This is a genomic window from Paenibacillus xylanexedens (assembly GCF_017874615.1).
Taxonomy (GTDB): domain Bacteria; phylum Bacillota; class Bacilli; order Paenibacillales; family Paenibacillaceae; genus Paenibacillus; species Paenibacillus xylanexedens.
The window spans coordinates 188,649-209,532 of sequence record NZ_JAGIKV010000010.1 but is presented as its reverse complement, the minus strand read 5'-3'; the positions used below and the strand labels follow the sequence as shown (position 1 = coordinate 209,532).

The 20,884-nt window shown below is 46.8% G+C and carries 17 protein-coding genes; 13 read left to right on the top strand and 4 right to left on the bottom strand.

What is annotated here, in order from left to right:
* Positions 1-29 precede the first annotated feature (29 nt).
* From J2Z28_RS15480 to J2Z28_RS15465, 4 genes are all read left to right on the top strand, one after another.
* Positions 30-2,321, top strand: coding sequence for a beta-glucosidase family protein (locus tag J2Z28_RS15480; RefSeq protein ID WP_211083152.1), 2,292 nt, complete (start codon positions 30-32; stop codon positions 2,319-2,321).
* Positions 2,322-2,680: 359 nt separating this feature from the next.
* On the top strand, positions 2,681-3,571 hold the full coding sequence (locus tag J2Z28_RS15475; RefSeq protein WP_211083151.1) for an alpha/beta fold hydrolase: 891 nt from the start codon (positions 2,681-2,683) through the stop codon (positions 3,569-3,571).
* Positions 3,572-3,863: 292 nt separating this feature from the next.
* Positions 3,864-5,156, top strand: a complete 1,293-nt coding sequence (gene ilvA, locus J2Z28_RS15470; RefSeq protein WP_017690682.1) for a threonine ammonia-lyase IlvA — start codon at positions 3,864-3,866, stop codon at positions 5,154-5,156.
* Positions 5,157-5,170: 14 nt separating this feature from the next.
* Positions 5,171-5,758, top strand: a complete 588-nt coding sequence (locus J2Z28_RS15465) for a GNAT family N-acetyltransferase (protein WP_211083150.1) — start codon at positions 5,171-5,173, stop codon at positions 5,756-5,758.
* Between the two features lie 156 nt (positions 5,759-5,914).
* Here the strand turns inward: J2Z28_RS15465 and J2Z28_RS15460 are convergent, their stop codons facing one another.
* Positions 5,915-6,883 (bottom strand): hypothetical protein, encoded by a 969-nt coding sequence (locus J2Z28_RS15460; protein ID WP_211083149.1) that lies wholly within the window; start codon positions 6,881-6,883, stop codon positions 5,915-5,917.
* Positions 6,884-7,199: 316 nt separating this feature from the next.
* Here J2Z28_RS15460 and J2Z28_RS15455 point away from each other — a divergent pair, with 316 nt between their 5' ends.
* Both J2Z28_RS15455 and J2Z28_RS15450 read left to right on the top strand, forming a co-directional pair.
* Entirely contained in the window at positions 7,200-10,358 is a 3,159-nt protein-coding gene (locus J2Z28_RS15455; protein ID WP_211083148.1) for a stalk domain-containing protein, read from the top strand.
* A gap of 392 nt (positions 10,359-10,750) precedes the next feature.
* Complete coding sequence (locus J2Z28_RS15450; protein ID WP_211083147.1) at positions 10,751-11,656, top strand: AraC family transcriptional regulator; 906 nt, start codon at positions 10,751-10,753, stop codon at positions 11,654-11,656.
* A gap of 26 nt (positions 11,657-11,682) precedes the next feature.
* Here J2Z28_RS15450 and J2Z28_RS15445 read toward each other — a convergent pair whose 3' ends face one another.
* Positions 11,683-12,495, bottom strand: a complete 813-nt coding sequence (locus J2Z28_RS15445) for a DUF1129 family protein (protein WP_211083146.1) — start codon at positions 12,493-12,495, stop codon at positions 11,683-11,685.
* Positions 12,496-12,907: 412 nt separating this feature from the next.
* Between J2Z28_RS15445 and J2Z28_RS15440 the strand changes: the two genes are divergently transcribed.
* The 3 genes from J2Z28_RS15440 (at position 12,908) to J2Z28_RS15430 (ending at position 15,115) form a co-directional block, all read left to right on the top strand.
* Positions 12,908-13,141 carry a hypothetical protein gene (locus tag J2Z28_RS15440; RefSeq protein WP_047840502.1) on the top strand — a complete coding sequence of 78 codons (234 nt, stop codon included), beginning with the start codon at positions 12,908-12,910 and terminating at the stop codon, positions 13,139-13,141.
* 254 nt (positions 13,142-13,395) lie between these two features.
* On the top strand, positions 13,396-14,226 hold the full coding sequence (locus J2Z28_RS15435) for an alpha/beta hydrolase (protein ID WP_036606057.1): 831 nt from the start codon (positions 13,396-13,398) through the stop codon (positions 14,224-14,226).
* Between the two features lie 103 nt (positions 14,227-14,329).
* Entirely contained in the window at positions 14,330-15,115 is a 786-nt protein-coding gene (locus J2Z28_RS15430; RefSeq protein ID WP_211083145.1) for a DODA-type extradiol aromatic ring-opening family dioxygenase, read from the top strand.
* Between the two features lie 172 nt (positions 15,116-15,287).
* Here the strand turns inward: J2Z28_RS15430 and J2Z28_RS15425 are convergent, their stop codons facing one another.
* Together J2Z28_RS15425 and J2Z28_RS15420 are read right to left on the bottom strand one after the other, a co-directional pair.
* Positions 15,288-15,500 (bottom strand): hypothetical protein, encoded by a 213-nt coding sequence (locus tag J2Z28_RS15425; protein ID WP_017690673.1) that lies wholly within the window; start codon positions 15,498-15,500, stop codon positions 15,288-15,290.
* A gap of 160 nt (positions 15,501-15,660) precedes the next feature.
* The gene (locus J2Z28_RS15420; protein ID WP_036606056.1) at positions 15,661-16,203 is read right to left on the bottom strand and encodes a DoxX family protein; all 543 of its coding nucleotides are present in this window, start codon (positions 16,201-16,203) and stop codon (positions 15,661-15,663) included.
* 338 nt (positions 16,204-16,541) lie between these two features.
* Between J2Z28_RS15420 and J2Z28_RS15415 the strand changes: the two genes are divergently transcribed.
* The 4 genes from J2Z28_RS15415 to corA all read left to right on the top strand — a co-directional run bounded on the left by J2Z28_RS15415 (position 16,542) and on the right by corA (position 20,866).
* Positions 16,542-17,615: a DUF3048 domain-containing protein gene (locus J2Z28_RS15415; protein WP_211083144.1), complete on the top strand. Its 1,074-nt coding sequence runs from the start codon at positions 16,542-16,544 to the stop codon at positions 17,613-17,615.
* Positions 17,616-17,932: 317 nt separating this feature from the next.
* Entirely contained in the window at positions 17,933-18,553 is a 621-nt protein-coding gene (locus J2Z28_RS15410) for a DUF47 domain-containing protein (protein ID WP_017690670.1), read from the top strand.
* 14 nt (positions 18,554-18,567) lie between these two features.
* On the top strand, positions 18,568-19,557 hold the full coding sequence (locus J2Z28_RS15405; RefSeq protein WP_036606054.1) for an inorganic phosphate transporter: 990 nt from the start codon (positions 18,568-18,570) through the stop codon (positions 19,555-19,557).
* 349 nt (positions 19,558-19,906) lie between these two features.
* Positions 19,907-20,866, top strand: coding sequence for a magnesium/cobalt transporter CorA (gene corA, locus J2Z28_RS15400; RefSeq protein WP_036668386.1), 960 nt, complete (start codon positions 19,907-19,909; stop codon positions 20,864-20,866).
* The last annotated feature ends 18 nt before the right edge of the window (positions 20,867-20,884 follow it).

Genomic DNA, 20,884 nt, shown 5'->3' with positions numbered 1-20,884 from the left:
TATCAACATCATGAACTGGAGGGGTTAATGTGGAACGTAACATCAAGGAACTGGTACAGCGGATGACACTGGAAGAAAAAGCGGGCATGTGCTCGGGACTGGACTTTTGGCATCTGAAAGGGGTGGAGCGTCTTGGCATTCCATCCATCATGGTGACGGACGGACCTCATGGGCTGCGCAAGCAGGATGGAAGTGCGGATCATCTAGGTCTGACGTCGAGCGTGCCTGCAACCTGTTTCCCTTCTGCGGCAGGATTGGCTAGTTCATGGGACAAGGAGCTGGCGCGTCAGGTCGGGGTGGCTTTAGGTGAGGAATGTCAGGCTGAGGATGTTGCGGTACTGCTTGGACCGGGTGTAAATATTAAACGATCCCCGCTGGGCGGGCGTAATTTTGAATACTTTTCCGAAGATCCATTGTTATCTACGCAGATGGCTACCGGTCATATTCAGGGTGTGCAGAGCCAGGGTGTGGGTACGTCTCTCAAACACTTTGCAGTTAATAATCAGGAAGAACGGCGCATGTCGATTGATGCGGTGGTGGATGAACGGACGCTGCGTGAGATCTATCTGGCGAGCTTCGAAGGTGCAGTAAAGGATGGACAGCCGTGGACGGTGATGTGTTCTTACAATAAGGTGAACGGTACGTATGCAGGTGAGAATGAATGGTTGCTTACGGATATTCTGAAAGACGAATGGGGTCACGAAGGTCTTGTGGTATCAGACTGGGGAGCGGTCAATGAACGTGCAGACGCCCTTGCAGCGGGATTGGAATTGGAGATGCCAACAAGCGGTGGAATCGGTGAGCGTAAAGTGATCGATGCCGTAGAAAGCGGACAACTGCCGCTGGACAAGCTGGATCGGGCGGTGGAGCGTCTGCTTACGCTGATCTTTAATGCCGTTGATCAAAAGCAAGATGGGGCTACATATAACAAGGATGAGCATCACCAACTTGCGCGCAAGGTGGCGGCCGAGAGTATGGTTTTGCTGAAAAATGAAGAAGGTATCCTGCCGCTGGGACGTGAAGGCGAAGTGGCGTTAATCGGGGCATTTGCGCGTAAACCTCGCTTCCAGGGCGGGGGAAGTTCCCACATTAATCCGACCAAAGTGGATGATATTGTGGAAGAGATGACCCAGGTGGCTGGCGAAAGTGTAACCTTCTCGTATGCCCCAGGTTATCGGATTGAAGCGGATGATGTGGATGAGACATTGATGCATGAGGCTGTGCAGGCCGCACAGTCAGCGGATACCGCTGTTGTGTTCGTTGGATTGCCGGATCGTTATGAATCCGAAGGGTATGATCGTGCCCATCTGCGTCTGCCTGACAATCATATTCGGCTGATCGAAGAGATTGCGAAGGTTCAATCACGTGTCGTCGTTGTGCTAAGCAACGGATCTCCAGTGGAGATGCCATGGCTGCCTCAAGTACGAGCCGTGCTTGAAGCTTATCTTGGTGGACAGGCCGTTGGTGGAGCGATGGCTGATCTGTTGTATGGTGAGGTGAATCCGTCCGGTAAACTGGCGGAGACGTTCCCTGCCAAGCTCAGCCATAATCCATCCTACTTGAATTTCCCGGGCGAAAGGGATCGTGTCGATTACCGGGAAGGCATCTTTGTTGGTTACCGCTATTATGATAAAAAAGAGCTGGAGCCACTGTTTCCGTTTGGTTATGGACTGAGTTATACGACATTTGAATATGCTGACCTGAAGGTAGATCGCACAGAATTGACCGATCAGGATGAGGTGAATGTACATGTTCGGATTACCAATACCGGTGACAGAGCGGGCAAGGAGATTGTACAGTTGTATGTCAGCGATGTAGAGAGCACAGTTATCCGTCCGGTCAAAGAACTGAAAGCTTTTGCCAAGATGGCTCTGGAACCTGGAGAATCCGAAGTGGTGAGCTTCACACTAAACAAGCGTTCATTCGCCTATTACAACGTAGATATGAAGGATTGGCATGTGGAGACCGGAGAGTTTGATATTCAGGTAGGCAGTTCCTCACGGGACATTCATGTGCATACACGTGTGAACGTAGAGTCTACAGCGACATTCCTTCCAACCTATACGCGTAATAGTACATTGGGTGATATCCAGCGTGATCCGGCCCATAAACAGCTGCTGGACCAGGCTTTGCAACAATTCCAGGAAGCCAGTGGGTTCGGCGGTAATGATGCTGGGGATCATGCAGATATGATGGATGCGATGATGAAATATATGCCACTGCGTGCACTGGTTGCGTTTAGCGGTGGGGCCATGACGGAAGAAGCGATGAATGAACTTCTGGAGCAGCTGAACAACAAGGATCATGGTATTCGAGGATAAGGGGGTGCGCCCTTAAACCGAGTATTCGTCCATCCTTGGATTAAGCGATTACGATTATGCGATACGTGCAGGAACTGCGCACGAAGCAACAAGAAGGTGTATGTGAGGTTCAGCGGCACAGTGGCTGGGACAGTTACCCGATCCGATCATGGATCGGGTTTTCTTTTTGCATAAGGAAAAAGGAGCGGGAAAGGAACGGAGGATAACTCTAGCAACGTGACAGAGGTGACAGGACTGCTCTAACTTGCTGAAGCAACATGGTTGTCGTAAAGCATGGATTATTCTATAATGAAGTAATTGATAATCATTTTCAATTAGATTCGGTGATAGATGACTATGCACGTAATCAGGAGGGGAATATGAATCCTAACCCTAGCTCACATACATTTGGTTCAAGTGCGTTTGTTCGGACCCGTGATGGTCGCAAACTACATTATATGTCCAGGGGAACAGGAGAGCTGACGGTTGTATTTGAGTCCGGTATGGGCGCCTCCAGATCAAACTGGGGACTGGTTGCACCAGCCATTGCTGAGCATGCACGTGCAGTTGTGTATGACAGGGCAGGGGCGGGACGAAGTGATGTCGACTCGGCTCCCCGCAGCCTTGAACGCATTGCAGGGGATCTTGGAGAACTGCTTACAGCACTAGGCCCGGGCCCATTCATTCTGGTTGGACATAGCTGGGGAGGTCCGATTGTACGGGCTGCGGCAGCTGCACATCTATCTCGATTACGTGGCATTATTCTGGTAGATCCATCAGACGAGCATTGCGAAATGTATTTTTCCAAGCTTACTAAAAAGAGCTTTGCCATCAATGGTTTCATTATTCCAATCATGGCGCGGACTGGCTTATATAAGATGCTTGGCAGCAAAGCTGGAAGTGTTCAGCCTGACGATGTGGTTGCGGATCACCTCAAGGAGGATTTCACTGTACGGGCAGCCAGTACGATGCTTGCGGAAGGCAAAACGTTTCTGGATGACATGGCAGCGCTGCTGGAACATCCTCCGGCTCTGGGTGATCTGGAAGTTAGCGTGATCTCGGGTACGAACCCGGGCAAGGGAGAGGGGAAAATCAGACCTGCCCTCATCACGGCCCATCGCCAGACGGTGAGCCAGCTGTCCAATGCGAGATGGATTGGGGCAGATCAATCCGGTCATATGGTTATGTATACAGACCCTCAGGTTATTATTGATGAGATTTTACGAATGATAAATGAAGTGAGCCCAGGCGCAAGAACAGATCAAAAGTGATACAATACAAAGAAAAGCAGTGCGCGACATTGCTAGATAAGTTGAATTAATGATTTACACGATAACGGAGAGGACAGAAAGAACTCGAAAAAGCGAAGCGTTCGTCTAAAAGCTTTCTGAAAGAAAGCTGCATCGGAAGCATACGCTATCACCGGATTTTTCCCTTGAGAAAAGGGAATCGAAAAAATCTGGGGATAACAGCGAATGGAGGGTTATTCTGTCATCGTAGTGTCAGTGTAAATAAACTTTAGTTCAACTTATATAGACCATAAAAGCGGAGTGTGGAGACAACATGAAACCAGTTGAACAAGAACCAACGGGAACCACAAGTCCCGGTCGTGCCAGTGTTGGCATGGAAGATATCGTACGCGCACATCATGTGCTGCGTGAGGTCATTGTAAGAACGCCGTTACAGCGGGATGCTGTATTGTCGGCCAAATATAACTGTAATGTGTATCTAAAAAGGGAAGACCTTCAAGTGGTGCGTTCGTTCAAAATTCGAGGCGCCTATAATATGATTCGCAGTCTGACACCAGCCGAGATGGAGAAGGGTATTGTCTGTGCGAGTGCAGGCAACCATGCTCAAGGTGTTGCTTTTAGCTGTAATGCGCTCGGAATTAACGGCAAAATCTTCATGCCCAGTACAACGCCGAACCAGAAGGTGAAGCAGGTAAGACGTTTTGGTGGCAGTAACGTTGAAGTGGTGCTCATCGGGGATACGTATGATGACGCTTATGCTGAAGCGATGCGTGCATGTGACGAACAAGGCATGACGTTCATCCATCCTTTTGATCAACCCAAGATTATTGCAGGTAATGGTACGGTAGCGATGGAAATCATGGAAAGTCTCGATGAGAATGCCGACTATGTATTCGTGACGATTGGTGGCGGAGGGTTGGCAGCCGGCGTGGGAACCTACATGAAGACCGTGAGTCCAGAGACACGCATCATTGGAGTTGAGCCACTTGGGGCAGCTTCCATGAGTGAGGCGATGTTCCGCAAACAGGTTGTGACGCTGGATGATATAGATAAATTCGTGGATGGCGCAGCGGTGAAACGTGTTGGCGATCTCACCTTTGATATCTGCAATAGTATACTTGATGACATTGTGAAAGTGCCAGAAGGCAAAGCCTGCACAACTATTCTGGAACTATATAATGAAAATGCGATCGTTGTCGAGCCTGCCGGTTCCTTGGCTGTTGCGGCGCTTGAGCAATATCGTGAGCAAATCGTGGGCAAGACGGTGGTCTGTGTTATTAGTGGCGGGAACAACGATATTGACCGGATGCAGGAGATCAAGGAACGTTCCCTGATCTATGAAGGTCTGAAGTATTATTTCATGGTTAATTTCCCGCAGCGTGCAGGAGCTTTACGTGAATTCCTGGAGGAAGTTCTAGGGAAAAATGATGATATCACCCGGTTTGAATATACGAAAAAGCATGATAAGGAAAATGGCCCTGCCTTGGTGGGCATCGAGCTGATGTACAAGGAAGATTACCACCCGCTCATTGAACGCATGAACCGCAAAGGTATCGCCTATACCGAGCTGAACAAAAATCTAAATCTGTTCAACATGTTAATCTGATGAATGATTCCAAGATGCTATTAGATCACCAAGAAACATCTCCTCTGATCAGACCTGCGCGCATAGAAGATGCAGATCAGGTCATTCCGTTACTGTATCAGGCGATAGGGGATATAGCATACTCGCTAGCGGGTGAGGCGGATCATGAGAAGGCGATGCAGATTTTGCAGGCGTTTTATGTGCAGGAAAACAATCGGATTAGCTACCGTCATGTGACAGTGATGGAGCAGGATGGGCTGATCGCGGGGATTCTGGTGGCCTATGATGGCGGTGAAGCTGATCGTCTGGACCAGCCGATTCTGGATCGACCTGGACGAAGCCGGGATGAGAAGTATGCATTGGTCAAAGAAACCCGTCCGGGGGAGTATTATCTGGATACTCTCTCGGTAAGTGAAGCTTATCAGGGGCAGGGCATCGGCCGGGCACTGATGGCTGCTTTTGAGCAGCAGGGCAGAGATCTGGGTCACTCACAGGTATCCCTGATTGTAGAACGGGACAACGGCCGTGCGCTAATGCTCTATGAACGGCAGGGATATGTCAAAGACGATGTGATTGTCATCGCAGGACATGAGTATAATCATATGGTCAAACCGATTCAATAGTGCAGGGAGCTGACGGGTTGAGTCAGTTTTGACTATAGAAGCAAAAAGAAACCGCGACAGGAGCGAATCCTGTCGCGGTTTTTGGTATGGTGATATGTTGGAATTTAGCCCAAGTTTTGAATTTGAACCGGGTGTTAACCGTGGAAGCGGATTAACTCAATAATTCGCGTAGTCGCTGACAGGCACATTCTGGTCCAGCCATTTCTCCACCGAAGCTGTTTTCTCATACTTCGATTCCTTAACCACGTCCATAAAGGCATCCAGCTTGGTGAGGAATTCACTATCGACGGATGCAAGACGCTGCAAGACGCCGTTGTAGCCTCTTTGGGCGTTCGCTACCATTTTGTTCGTGTCATAATCAAACAGCGGTGTATTGTTCAGCCCATAAAAGGTATACAGGGTATAACTGTTTAACAGATTATGCACCTGCTTGGCCCGATTTGATTTTGGATGTCGTTCCAGGAATTTTTCCTGGCTGAGTGCTCGAAGGAGAATTTCTTGATAGCCAATGACCAGAGCACCGTCATCCGCAGGCAAGTTTTTTGTTTCCTTTGTCATGATACTGATGTAGCTTGAGATGTCCTCTTTAATTACAGAGGTATATTTCACGAATGCGGCATAATTCATTATGGGATAGAGGGAGCCTTCGAGCATGACGAGGCGGTAGCCGCTGTCACGGGCTTCTTTTAACAGTGCACGCAGATCGGAGTCCTGGGTACGCTCCATGAGTTTGGTGAAGCTATCATTCAACTTGTAAGCCTTGATCATCTTGTCCTGAACGTTAGGAACGAGCAGGCGGTCTGTCATGGTACTTAGCGCCTTCAGGCGAGCATTCTCCAATTGAAGCACCATCAGGGTGGCGTGATGCTTTGTTACTTTTTTGATATGAGATTCGAGATAAATATCCGCGGCAGGCAAGCCGTTCTTTTTGTAGAGCATGGACTGAAATGTTTTATATATCGTTGTTGAACTGGCAGTTGTGACTTTGGTATCTGTGCTGGAAGATACGGCAGCAGCGACTCCGGATAATGGAGCGACAGCCGTTTGGAGCAGCATGAGGATGGCGGTGGCTGTAATGAAGGTGCGCATGCCTTTACGTTTGGCAGATTGGAACGATGATGTCATAGATATGAACCTCCCGTAGTTGAGAAAATGATAGGTGTTGTTCACTAGTCACTATACATTAACCCAATTGGTGAAGGATGTGGTTGCGGAATAGTGACAAATTCTTCTGTTATTTTTAACTTTTGGAGGGTGGAAGATAGAGGGAGATTTCTGAGAAAATATTTTTTGTACAACTGGAAACCTTTGAGCTGATCTGAACGTCTTAGTTGTGCATAGGTAAATACAGGAATTAGTGAAAAGAACAGCGAATCTATTTCGATGTTAACTAAATGCGAGAATGGGGATATGGGATATGAGGAAAGCGGGAGGAAAACAAGTGAAGAAGGTAATGTCAGCGCTGGCTGTATCAGCCATGCTGATGTCCGCACTTCCAACGTCGGTTATGGATGCAGCCGCGAGGATCAGTATATATATTAATGATGCAGAGTTATCATCTGCTCAGGCACCTGTCATGAAAGGTGGACGCGTACTGGTTCCGCTTCGGTCGATATTTGAAGGATTGGATGCGAAGGTACAGTACACGAACAGAACCAAAACGATTGTTGCAACGCGCGACGATCAGGAAGTTACTTTGACACTTGGTTCCAAAACGGCATACATCAACGGGGAAGCGATCTCGCTGGATGTACCTGCGAACACGATTAAGGGCAACACGATGGTTCCAATTCGTTTTGTCAGTGAAGCTTTTGGAGAGAAAGTATTCTGGAACTCCCGTAATCAACGTGTAGATATCAAGACAACGGCAACACCTCCAGTGGATGAGACACAATATGCTGCATGGAACATCTACGGTTCGGTATCCGGAAGTAACGGAGATGGTCGTGACTTGACCGTGAGCTTCACACGTCCAACTTCAGAGAAGGCGGTATCTGCTTACCGGATTATGCTGGTGAAAACTCGCGATGTGAATAGCTTCACGGAGTCCTCAGCAACTGCCGTACCTTCTGCGAACTATACATCTGTTACACCAAATGGTAGCAACCCGAAACTGACACTTAATGCACAGACGCGTGACGTAAACGGGGATCTGCTTAACAGCAATGAAACGTATCGCCTGTATGTACTGACTGTTGGTAACAGCAGCAATAATTATAAAAATGCATTGAACTGGTCTTCCCAAGCCTTGAAGCTCAATAATGTGAAATCCACAGTACAAGCGGTTACAAGTCTGCGTGCTGCAGATATTAGTGACTATGGCGATGGTCGTGATCTGGAGATTAACTTCACGCAGCCGAGCACGACATCTAACATTACGTATTATCGTGCTTTTGTTGTTAAAGCGAAGGACTCTTCTGCGTTCAATCTGGCTGCAGCGAACAAAGTGTCCAGTGCAAACTCCACGATCATATACAAAGGAAACAGTACCGCAGTGAAAAGCCAGCTAACCTCTTCGACACGGGATACTTCTGGCGAAATGATTAAAAGTGGCACAGCGTATGTGGTCTACATCTTGTCGGTAAGCACTAATACAACAACAGACAGCAAGCTGTCCGCAGCATCATCTTCGCTTACGCTGTCCGTGAACACAGCAACCTCTCCAGTAATTACGCAGGTGAAGGATAACTCGGATTATGGAGATGGTCGTGATATTCAGGTGAGTTTCAACCGTTCATCGGATGAGTCCAAGGTGGCGAATTATCGCGTCTTTGTGGTGCGCAACTCGGTTGCCAGCAGCTTCAATCTGACAACGGCAAGCAATCTGTCCTCCAGTTTGTACTATACGGTGAACAAAACAGGTAACAACATTACAACGACTTTGCCTTCATCCATGAAGGACACAAGTGGTTATAATGTAACGAATCTGCAAGATTATCGCATCTTTGTGATGGCGGTGGGCAATCAGCAAAATGGATACACCAATGCGCTGTCAGCTTCCTCCACTGTGCTGAGACTTACAACGACCGGTAACGCGGGAGTTATTAGCAACTTGGCTGTTGCGGATATTAGTGACTACGGTGATGGGCGCGATCTGCGGGTTTCTTTCAATAAAGCTGCGGATGAATCCAGAATCTCTGCCTACCGAGTATATGTAGTTCGTTCCGCTAATGTGGGCAACTTCACGCTGAGCGCAGCTAATGCGTCGAACAACTATACACAGGTGAACAAAACGGGTGGTAACTTGTCCGTTACGCTTCCGAACTATGCGGTAGATACCAATGGTTACACCATTACCAATAACGTTGCTTATCGGGTATTCGTGCTGTCGGTGAATAACAACGGAAACTCCAGTCAGAATGCTTTGTCTGGTTACTCTTCCCAAATTACGTTGACACAGAACGCAGCTATAACGGCTCCGAGTAATGTGTTGCCATCTGATATTGGGGATACTGGAAATGGTAGTGATCTGCGTGTAACGTTTAATAAATCCGCAGATGAGACAAATGTGAATCATTATCGGGTGTTTGTAGTGAAGGCGGGTAGCACGTTTAATCTGAACACAGCGAATGCAGTGAACAGCGCGTATTACAGAACTGTCAGCAAAACGGGAGCTAACCAGACTGTTACTTTAACAAGTAGTTCCAGATCTGTGGACGGTGAACTGATTCGTAATGATGTGGCCTACCAAGTATATGTGATGGCTGTGAATAACAATGCTTCTCTGGCGAATGCATTATCGTCTGCCTCCGGAACAATTACACTGACTTCGAATGCCACTGTAGAGGCAGTGAGCAAGGTAGAGGCAACTGTGAAAGATGCATCGCAAGCTGCAGGCAACGTAACTGATATAACAGTTAAATTTACGAAGCCTGGTAACGAGACAGGCATTAAACGGTATGTGCTAATGGTTGTGCCTGCTGCAACGGCATTTGATCTGAATGCAGCCAAAACAACTGCAAATTCAAATTATGCAACAGTTGTTACTACTACTCCGACAGACTTGCCACTTTCATTGAAGGATAGCAATGGCGGTGATATCAAAGCAGGAGTTTCATACAAGGTGTTTATACTATCGGAATCATCAGATAGTAAACGGGAATCCAATTTGGCATCGTCCCCTGCTTTTACAATTAACGCAAAAAATCAGGCACCCACACCTGTTGAGAAGGTAACGGGTGTAAATGCAAGTGTAACGGAGAATACAATCAACGTAAGTTTCACTAAGCCAACTAATGAGGCAGGCATTGCTCGTTACGATGTGTACATTGTTAAAGAGATTAGCGGTTCGGGTGCTGCTGGGAATGCTTTAGCCAAGGTAATCACTGGTAATACTCCAGGGACAGCAACAGTGAGTATTGGAAATGCTGCCAAGGATTCAGATGATTTAGTTTTCGAGTCAGGAAATTACAAAGTCTTGGTAGTTGCAGTGACAAGTGATTTAACGAAAAATACATCCGTCAATTCAGATGTATTTACTTTTCCTATCACGCTAGCGTCTTCTGGAGCAGACAATGGCACACAAACATCCAATACGGATAGTGGAGCAAGTGCTTCCGGTGGTACTGGTACGCAAGCACCTGCTGGAGAAACCCCATAAAAATAATCAACATTTAATGTTTAAAGCTTGAATCATACATCATCTTGATAAGAGTACAGAGTTAGTGAAGGGCACGGAATCGATTCTGAAGAAGCGGCAGCGTTCGCCTTTGTCTCCGAATTTCTACCTTTTACAGGTTAATCAAGAAATTTGGAGACAACAGCGATCGCAAGAACGATCCGTGACCGGAACGGCCACTCAGAGAAGCGCAATCTATTTTTCAGTAAAGTAACATGTTAACTCCCTTTCCAAAAGAGAAGGGGAGTTTTTTTATTACCATATTGAAAATCTTGTCGCTAAAAAGGTTCCTTAGACCATTGCTGCAATGGGACAAACAGATGGATAATAAAAAGGAATAAGCCTGAAGCCTATGAGCCGAAAGGAATGATGGAATGCTTGCATTTCGTTTGACAGGCCTGCCGGATTCCCGGTTGCCGTTGTACCTGTATTGTGTGGGCACGCAGGAAGAGAAAGTTCTGCATAGACCGGATGGATTTCCGGTGTATCAGTTGTTTTTGTCACGCGGCGGTGAAGGGCAGTTCAAGATAACGGGAAAAGGGACATGGACGATGGGAGCAGGGCAGTTATTCATCGTGGAACCCGAGGTTCCGCATGAGTATGTGCCTCATTCCAAATCCAAAGGGGAACTGGGTTATATCGGTATTGGCGGTACATCGGCTGGTTCGGTACTACAATCCACGGGTTTGCTTCAGAACGAACCGTGCCATATCTCTGGTTTTGAAATCATCTGGTCACGGATGACCAATCTCTGGCATGCGCTGGATCAAGGAGCAACGGAGATGTGGGACACATCAACCCTGATCTACCAGCTCATTTTGGATTTAGCACAATTGAAAATACCATCTGATGTCGGCATAGGAGGTATTGGATCATCGATGGCACAGGACGGCACTGTAACACGTTCTAATCGGGAGCACGATCCGAGCAAGGATGCACTCATCCGAGCAGTAGCATTGATGCATACGCACTATCAGGATGACCTGTTATTGAAGCATGTCGCTGACGCAGTGGGCTATTCGGTTCAGCATCTCAATCGATTATTTCATCATCATTATGGCGTGACAGGACATCAATATATGCAGCGATTACGTTTGCAGAAGGCTTCGGAATGGCTGGACAAGCATCCACGAGCAAGTGTACGAGAGGCGGCAGAGACCGTAGGGATGGAAGTGAACTATTTTATCCGGATGTTCAAGCGGGAGTTTGGTGAGACACCGGGCAAAGGAATCAAACATCGGAACCAGCTCCAAATGGAAAAAGACCTCACGAATTCGTGAAGTCCTTTAATCGATTATATAACGTGTTATGCTGTTTTCTTTTGTCCAAATAAAGGCCTTACCGTTGCAAGCCCCACAACTCCGATCACTGCGCTCACCCACGGAGCCAGTGTAAATACCGGAAGTTTATCACGTAGTGGATACCCTACAAACAGCACAAGGACCACAATGACGATGTAGATGATGATTCCCTTAAGGTTAACCTTAGGTACGGTGTTCTTGTCCGCTCCTTCATCGTCCGGTCGCTCAGCAAGGCGGCGAAGCATCTCCACCAATGCGATACCGCCAACTGCCGCAACGAGCAGAGAGAACAGACTGATGTGTTGGAACGGCTCCGTATCTCCGCCAGTCCAACCCACGAACAATCCCACACATCCTTGAATCAACATGACAAAAGACAAAGCCGCCCAAGCGATCATGGCATACCACTTTGGTGTCCGTTTCACAGGCTCTGGATTCTCGGTTGGCTGTGGTTCTACAGCGTTGGCATTCTTTTTCGATGAAGCTGTTGAACTATTACCACGGGTTGGGCTGGATTTACCCACCTCAACGGCAGCCGTCTTCTCCGGTGCTATATTTGTAATCCCGAGCTGTGCATGGATGTCTTGTTCCAGATCAGGTCCGTATAACTCGCGAGCAGATATGTTATCCCGCTGAGCCTGAACGATCGCTTTTCCTGCGGAGAGTATCCACTCTTCTTGTGTTCTCTCGTCCGCTGGCGCATGACGCGCAATTGTGCTGATCTCGTCATACAGTTTCACATGTTCAGGTGTCATTCGACTCATCTCAGTTATTTGCCGATTCTGTATTTCTTTAAGCTTCTTATAGGAAATCCCCAATGATTGCTCCCCCTGTCTACACACGTTCTGATCTTCCAATTGACTGAAGACCCTGACGGTATTTTAGTATACGGGAAGGGCTCTCGTTTCGCAAAGTCATTCCTTATAAAAAAGCTGCTCATGGTGGACCCATATCCATACACAGGCCAGTATAACACAGGTGCATAACAGCACCAGTTTACCGTGATGTTGAATCCATTCCAGTAGATGTTCCATGAATTCATTCCTTTCGGCAGAAGGATTCCGAGGCATATGCTGCCTATGTTTGTTCGTTTATTTTCCCCCGTTCATGTAAAAAAATACCCTCACGCCTCCCAGATCTAACGATTGTGTGAAGTATGCATAAAGAGCAGCCGATTCCATCACAATAGTAGCATTTCCAACAGAAATCCAAGATTGGAGTGTGCTTGTTATGGATAAACAAACAGAATTGACGCGGAAGCTGCTACTGAACAGCAACTCCCGTGGAGTCGTGGACGAAGTTGTATCCTTTGAAGAGAACCTGGAGGATACGGAGTATGCAGAAGAACTGACAGATGGCAATTTGAAGGGAAGAAGTTTCTGGGACAATAGTGATTCGGGTCATGAGCATGAGTGGAATGGACGGGTGGAGACCCACGAGATGTTCCGTAGAAGCTACGAATAACGATCCTGCAACACTTGGTTTGAATTCCAAACGATATCCGGGCCAGCTGTCATCAGCGTGGCTCATTTTTTTGTGCTTATTATCCGATAAAATGTAGATTGGTAGTCGACGTAGAAAGGGTTCTTACTTACGTTGACTTGCAGGGTACGGGATGATAATATATGAATAACATCTTAATACACACTAAACTTATCGGATTATATATATTTAATAAATGGAAGTTAACAGGCTAAGCGTGGAAAGGGGAAATCGGTATGGAACGTCAGATCAGTATCCGTCATGGACAGGAAGAATTAACAGCTACGATTCATTATCCGGTTGTGAAAGATATCAAGGAGGAGAAGAGTCAGCAACGGGTCCCTCTGGCGGTCATCTGCCACGGCTTCGTTGGTAGCCGGATCGGCGTGGATCGTTTGTTTGTAAAGACTGCACGGGAGCTGGCTGAAGACGGTTATCTGGTCTTGCGTTTCGATTATATCGGTTGCGGAGAGAGCAGTGGGGAGTACGGAGCGGAGGGACTGGAGTCCATGGTGCTGCAGACCCGTTCGGTGCTGGATTACGCGGTGAATTGCAGTGATGTAGATCCTACGCGTGTTACGCTGATTGGTCATAGTCTGGGTGGTGCCGTTGCATTACTAACTGCTGTACGTGACAAACGTGTCAAAAACCTGGTTATGTGGTCCTCCGTGGGTTATCCATTCAATGATATCGTGAAGATTACGGGACGGGAAGTATACGATGAAGGCGTGAAACTGGGTGCGGCTGATTATCTGGGATACAAATTCACACCAACGTTCTTCGAGTCTCTTGCTGAACAACAGCCATTCCAGGAAGCAGTTAAGTTTAGCGGAGATGTACTCGTCGTCCATGGCACGTCAGATGAGATTATTCCTGTAGACTACGCATTCCTGTATCAAAAGGTATTCTGGATGCGCCAAGAGGGCCGCTGTGACAAGGAGATCATCTTCCAGGGCGATCACACCTTCTCTTCAGGTAAAGAGCGGGAACAGCTAATTACGCGTACCAGAGAGTGGCTGGGCGAACGTCAGAAGATCGAGCAGGATTGGCAGCACTGGATGATATAAGTGGCAGGATTACAACTGTTTGGGGATGTCAGCTTGGAAAAGCGCCTTCTTAAGGGTAAAATAGAGGAGTAAGCATTCTATTCGTGTCTGGAGGTTGGCAGCAATGACATTACCCGCACTTTTCATTGCGCATGGTTCTCCCGCTCTGGCGGTGGAGAGCAATGACTACACTCACTTCTTGAACCAGCTTGGAGACAGGCTGCCGGCTCCGAAAGCCATTGTCGTATTTACGGCGCATTGGGATTGTCCTGAACCGTCCGTGACGATGGATGATACACATCAGACCTTGCATGATTTTTACGGATTTCCTTCTACGATGTATACGATGGAATACCCTGCATCTGGGCAGCCAGGTTTAGCGAACGAGATATGTGCTTTGTTCACCCGCAGCAATCTGGCACATCAGCCGATTCGAGGCCGAGGGCTGGATCATGGCGTATGGGTACCGTTGCTCCATATGTATCCCGAGGCTAACATACCTGTGATTGCTGTATCTGTAGACTCGCTGCGTACGCCGCAGGAACAGTATGATATTGGCCGAATGCTGGAACAGCTACGTCATGATGATGTGTTAATCATTGGCAGCGGTGGAACGGTTCACAATTTGCGATTGCTGGGCAATACGGATGAACCGCAAGAGTGGGCGGTTGAATTTGATAACTGGATCGGGGAGCGCTTACAACAGTGGAACACAAGAGAACTGTTTCAATATGAGAAAAAAGCCCCTCATGCACGTACGGCGGTTCCGTCGTATGGTACAGAACACATTGCACCTTTGTTCTACGCCATGGGTACAGCGGATATGTCCCGATCAGCGAAGCGTCTATTCCAGTCTTACCCTTACGGAACGCTCAGTTTGAACTGCTGGCAGTTTGGAGACGGCGTGTAACTTGGAACAGACAACAGCCTGATTATGGTGCTTGAAGCCAGTTTGGTACGGATAACATAACGTGTATTAATGCATACAATTACAATATATAAACAAAAGAAGGTTACTGTACACCCTTGAAGGGCTACAGTAACCTTTTTTCAATATGAGGACTTATTCATGCAATAAATCTTTATTTGCGGATTTCGAACAATTCACAGTCTGTACGCGAATGATAAGCGAGCTCACTGACACTGGATTGTACTACTACGGTGTTGCTGTCAAAACGGATAATGATGCCACCGGAGTCAATCTGGTGATTATCTTTAAAAACTCGAACCTTATACTTCATATTCATGGCTTCCTGGAAGTCCGCATCGGTCTCGAGACGTCGCTGGGTCGGCATATCGTGTACTCCTTTGAAGTTCAACTTTATTTCATCATAATACGATTTTCTGTGGATGGGCAAGTCAGTCAGGCATTCAGGCTGATTTTGAAAAGTAAAAAGCCCTGCTCTCCAGGGGGATTGGGAGCAGGGCCGAGAATTCTATGCTATGAATGATTGCTTAAGCTGTTTTTTGAGTTGGGCTAATCGTTGGTGTGTCTTTAGGAAGATTGCCTTTGTTGTTACGAGTGAACAATCCGCGAAGGTAAGGCAGTACCCAGTGATCCAGCCCGATTTTACCTGCATTTGCACCAGCAACGACAAGGAAGATTTCCATTACAACCAGTTGAGCATTCGTGCTTACTGTTCCCGAGAAGAGGAACGCGAAGTTCATGACCATAGCCATCAGTGCTGCTAGTGTAGTGAAGCAACCGAGGATGAGACCCAAACCTACAAGGAATTCACCCAATGGGATAACGAAGTCGAACAGTCCTGCGTTTGGTACTGCGAATTTTTCAAGGAACGTTGCCCACCAAGCTTGGACAGCCGGGTGATCACCTGTTGCTTTTTCTACCGCACCGGCCAAGAACCCGCCAGCTTGGAATCCGCCAGTCAATTTGCTCCATCCGTGAGTCATCCAATCATAACCGATATACACCCGAAGTACTGTCAAAATCCACATTGCTACTTTGTTTTCTCTAAGCCATTGGTTTGTGCTGAACATATGAACCACTCCTTCATGGAATCTAGTGTGTGTTGTTTTTGTTTTTTCTAAGTGATCACCTTTGATGTCTTTATTGTATAGTTCAAAAGTTATTTTGTTTGTGATTAAAATCACAATCTAGTTTAAATTTTAAGTAAGGTTTGAGAAGTTCACATTTAGGACATATTTTTCTGGCTATATGCTGTTTCAAATGTAAATTTCACGCTGTATCAAGGCCTTCTAGGCGCAGACAAATCGGATGGGGTGTGATTAAATGGAAAGAAATACGTGAAATGGTTGCCTGGATGAGACATATATCACAACTTAGAACCAGGCCATATCGTTCAGGAGGTCCTATATTGAAGCTTTTCAAATGGAACAAAGCAGCATCGGCTGCATCTCTGTTTATTCTCTCATTAAGTCTTGTTGCTTGCCAAAACCAGGAGGTGGCGCAGATGCCAGTTCAGCCAGAACCGACACCTGCACCAGTACAAGAAGAACACGTCGAGGAGTCCAACACGTCTCTCTATACAGCACCTCTGACGGGTCTGCCTGTAGATGAAGCGATTACGCGTCGACCACTCGCCGTAATGATTAATAATGCACCCGCAGCTCGGCCCCAATCGGGTCTAAGTTCAGCCGATATCATTCTTGAAGTACTCGCTGAGGGAGGCATTACCCGTTTCATAGCCATCTTCCAGAGTGGAGGCGGTGCTGAGACAGTTGGACCCGTTCGCAGTATACGTCCATATCTCATTGAGCTCGGAGAGAGTTATGATGGAGTACTTATTCACGCCGGAGGCAGTCCGGAGGCGTATTCCATTTTGCAAAGGCAGCAGAAACAGCATATGGATGAAATCTCGAATGGTGGACCTTACTTCTGGCGTTCCTCGGATCGTAAAGCCCCACATAATCTGTATACTTCAGCGGACAAGCTGAGAGAAGGGTCAGATATCAAAGGTTACAGCCATGATTTCAAGTCGCCGGTATACAACTATAACGAAGAAGGTGCGACATCCGCCGGAGAGGCAGTGAAGCAATTCGATATCCATTATTTATTGGATAGTTACCGGGTGACGTATGATTATGATGAAGTTAGCGGACGATATATGAGAATGGTGAATGGCAATGCAGATCAGGATCTGGATAATGGAACTCAACTTGGTGCAGCGAACATCATTGTGGCAGGTGCAGATCACAAGGTGCTCGATAGTGTAGGTCGGTTGTCTGTCAATCTGGAACAGGGTGGTGAGGCCATGCTGTTTCAGAAGGGCAAGATGATTCGTGGGCAGTGGGTGAAGAAGCAGGGGGATATTATACGGTTTGTCCAGGATGGCAGTGAAGTAGCTCTTGTGCCGGGCAAAACCTTTATCAGCATTGTTCCGAATCAACCTGAATTTTCCAGTCACGTGAAGCTGGCTGTGCAGCAATAAAAGGATGTAATGAAAGAAAACAATGAAACATGTATTCATTTTGTCGTCGAAAAGGCATTATAATTGTTCTTAGCGTGAAAAGTAGAATCTTGTCGATTCTGAATTTTGATGTCGAATTGTAAACGCAGTGTAAAATCTTGACTTGAATTTACCATTATTCCAAATAATTAAGATTCATTTCAGATTAATGTGATAAGAATATAAAAAAGGATCACACCTTTTGTACAAACCATGAAACAAATATGATAAGATATCAAAGGTTGTCATTTCATGTTTCATCGGTTGTCGGCAATTTTTCTCGTAAAGGGGATAGAGCTATGAAGCTTAAGAAGAAGAAGGATATATTTTTTGAGACACTGGAGAATATGGCAGATACGGTTGTTCAAGCGGCAGATTATTTCTCCCAGCATGTTTCCAACCTTCAGGATGTGACTCTTTTTGCTAATGAAATGAAGAAGTACGAGTCGAAATGTGATGATTACGTGCATACGATCATTACAGAACTCAACAAAACATTTATCACGCCGATCGAACGCGATGATATTATGGAGCTGACAACAACACTTGATGACGTATTGGACGGACTCGAAGCAACGGCTTCCCGTTTCTATATGTACCAACTGACAGATCCAGATGATGAGTTCGTCATACAGTTTGCTGAAATTTTGCGCCAATCGGCTTACGAAATTCAGAAGGCGATCCATCTGCTGTCCCAGAAAAAATTGCTCGCGATCCGTGAGTATACCATTCGTTTGAATGATCTGGAAAACCAAGGCGACGAAGTGCTGCGCATGTGTATCAAACATCTCTTCGCTACCGTGTCTGATCCGATTGAACTGATCAAGCGTAAGGAAATTTACGAACGTCTTGAGACAACAACGGATGCTTGTGAAGACGTAGCGAACGTGCTTGAATCCATCATTATGCGTAATTCTTAAGGAGCCAGAGAATAATGGAAACAACGATTTGGGTATTGGGTATAGTCGTCTTCCTTGCACTGGCGTTTGACTTCATCAACGGATTTCACGACACGGCCAATGCCATTGCGACTTCGGTCTCAACCCGAGCACTGACGCCACGTCGAGCTATTCTTATGGCAGCGGTGATGAACTTTGTCGGTGCGATGATGTTCACAGGTGTTGCGAAGACGATTGGGGGGAGTGTGACCGACCCCACCACGCTGGATAACGGGATAGAGGTCGTCATAGTCACCTTGATATCAGCGATTATCTGGAACCTGGTTACATGGTGGTTCGGTATTCCGTCTTCCTCATCACATGCACTTATTGGAGCCCTTGCAGGTGCCGTACTCGTTGGCGCAGGATCTGATAAAGTGAAATGGAGCGGATTCATTGATATCGTCGGAGGTTTGTTATTATCACCTCTGATCGCATTTGCCATCGGTTATGTGGTCATGACGATTCTCAAATATATTTTCGCCAAACGCAGTCCGCATAACGTGAACAAAGGTTTCCGTACGGTACAGATTTTCACGGCAGCACTGCAAGCATTCACGCATGGTACGAATGATGCACAGAAAGCGATGGGGATTATTACCTTTGCTCTGGTTGCAGCAGGTGTGCAGGATAATCTGGATGTTCCGCTGTGGGTTAAAATTTCAGCGGCAACAGCGATGGCTCTGGGTACGTCCATCGGTGGTTGGAAAATCATCAAAACGATGGGTACCAAAATCTTTAAAATTGAACCGATTAATGGTTTTGCCGCGGATATTTCAGCTGCTTCCGTTATTTTCACAGCAACGTTGCTTCACCTTCCAGTTAGTACAACGCACGCGATCACATCAGCAATTCTGGGTGTGGGTTCCGCGAAACGTTTCTCTGCTGTGAAATGGGGACTTGCTGGACGTATCATTATTACGTGGTTCATTACGATTCCGATTACTGCGGGACTGGCAGGATTGCTCTACTGGATTATTTTCTAAAAAGAGAAGTTATCCCGAACGAATTCGGGGTTACCAGACGATCTGTTCATAACTGTGTGAATATCGGGATATGTGGACAATTATACAACAAAAATCAAGAGACGCCTGTGCATGAACGTGTGGACAGGCTGGATATGTGGATAGCCATCCGTGGAATGATAAACCAAAAGAAGATATTCCTGTGGATACAGGGAACTGTGGATAGGGAAATGAGAGAAGCCAACAGGGTTGGCTTTTTTTGTTGTCGAGTTTGAATGCGTCTGTGGATATTTTGGACACGTGGGAGACGTACCTATGGTTAAAGTTGTACAATGACGTAAAGATACAGGACAAGGACGTGGTCTAATTTATGATTCGTACACTCGCCATTACACGAGAACATCAAGTCTCCGTTAACGTACCACTTACACAGCTGGATCTGAACGATTATGCCTGGGTATGGGCCGATTTTAACCAGCCGACGGAAGAGGAAAGCCGTTTGCTGGATACATATTTTCATTTTCACCCTTTAGCTATTGAGGACTGTCTGCATGTGTTGCAACGGCCAAAACTTGATTATTATGATAATCTGCAGTTTCTTGTACTGCATGCACTGAACCCGTCCACACTGGAAGCCGAGGAGGTTGACTTGTTTCTCGGATCAAACTTCCTAGTGTCTTTTCATCATGGAGTTTTGGAGGAAGTAGATGAAGCGTGGGAACGCTTGTTGCACCATGCACATGAACGAACCATCTGGGCGCGAGGTCCGGTGGCTGCAGCTTATACGGTGATGGACAAGCTGGTCGATCATTATTTTCCGTCTTTATTTGCGATTGAGGATGAACTGGCTGAACTGGAGAACAGGGGTGGACAAGAATCGGTTGAAGACTTGATGAACCAGGTGTTTGATCTGCGGACTCGATTGCTGAAGCTCAGACGAACGGTAGTACCGATGCGGGATCTGCTCTATCGGGTGGTCAATTCCCAGCATGTACAGCGAACAGGTGAACATACGGCTTATTTTACCGATATCTATGACCATTTATTGAAGTTGACGGACATGATTGAAGCCGATCGGGAGATGACCGCTGACCTGCGCGACAGTTATATTTCCCTGAACTCCAACCGGATGAATCAGATCATGAAGACACTTACGGTGATTACGACTGTATTTATGCCGCTCACACTGATCGCGGGTATTTATGGCATGAACTTTGCCTATATGCCTGAGCTTCAGTGGAAGTTTGGGTATGGGGCTGTGTTGCTGTTGATGTTTGTGCTTGGTGGAAGCATGGTGGCCTGGTTTGTAAAAAGGGGCTGGTTTAAGTAGAAAATGTTATACCTTACT

Bases quoted from the DNA above. Each gene is read 5' to 3' on its own strand.
- J2Z28_RS15405 (WP_036606054.1), top strand. From the start codon at position 18,568: ATGGAAACAACGATTTGGGTATTGGGTATAGTCGTCTTCCTTGCACTG.
- J2Z28_RS15465 (WP_211083150.1), top strand. From the start codon at position 5,171: ATGCTATTAGATCACCAAGAAACATCTCCTCTGATCAGACCTGCGCGC.
- J2Z28_RS15450 (WP_211083147.1), top strand. From the start codon at position 10,751: ATGCTTGCATTTCGTTTGACAGGCCTGCCGGATTCCCGGTTGCCGTTG.
- J2Z28_RS15440 (WP_047840502.1), top strand. From the start codon at position 12,908: ATGGATAAACAAACAGAATTGACGCGGAAGCTGCTACTGAACAGCAAC.
- ilvA (WP_017690682.1), top strand. From the start codon at position 3,864: ATGAAACCAGTTGAACAAGAACCAACGGGAACCACAAGTCCCGGTCGT.
- J2Z28_RS15410 (WP_017690670.1), top strand. From the start codon at position 17,933: ATGAAGCTTAAGAAGAAGAAGGATATATTTTTTGAGACACTGGAGAAT.
- J2Z28_RS15460 (WP_211083149.1), bottom strand. From the start codon at position 6,883: ATGACATCATCGTTCCAATCTGCCAAACGTAAAGGCATGCGCACCTTC.
- J2Z28_RS15430 (WP_211083145.1), top strand. From the start codon at position 14,330: ATGACATTACCCGCACTTTTCATTGCGCATGGTTCTCCCGCTCTGGCG.
- J2Z28_RS15420 (WP_036606056.1), bottom strand. From the start codon at position 16,203: ATGTTCAGCACAAACCAATGGCTTAGAGAAAACAAAGTAGCAATGTGG.
- J2Z28_RS15425 (WP_017690673.1), bottom strand. From the start codon at position 15,500: ATGCCGACCCAGCGACGTCTCGAGACCGATGCGGACTTCCAGGAAGCC.
- J2Z28_RS15435 (WP_036606057.1), top strand. From the start codon at position 13,396: ATGGAACGTCAGATCAGTATCCGTCATGGACAGGAAGAATTAACAGCT.
- J2Z28_RS15475 (WP_211083151.1), top strand. From the start codon at position 2,681: ATGAATCCTAACCCTAGCTCACATACATTTGGTTCAAGTGCGTTTGTT.
- corA (WP_036668386.1), top strand. From the start codon at position 19,907: ATGATTCGTACACTCGCCATTACACGAGAACATCAAGTCTCCGTTAAC.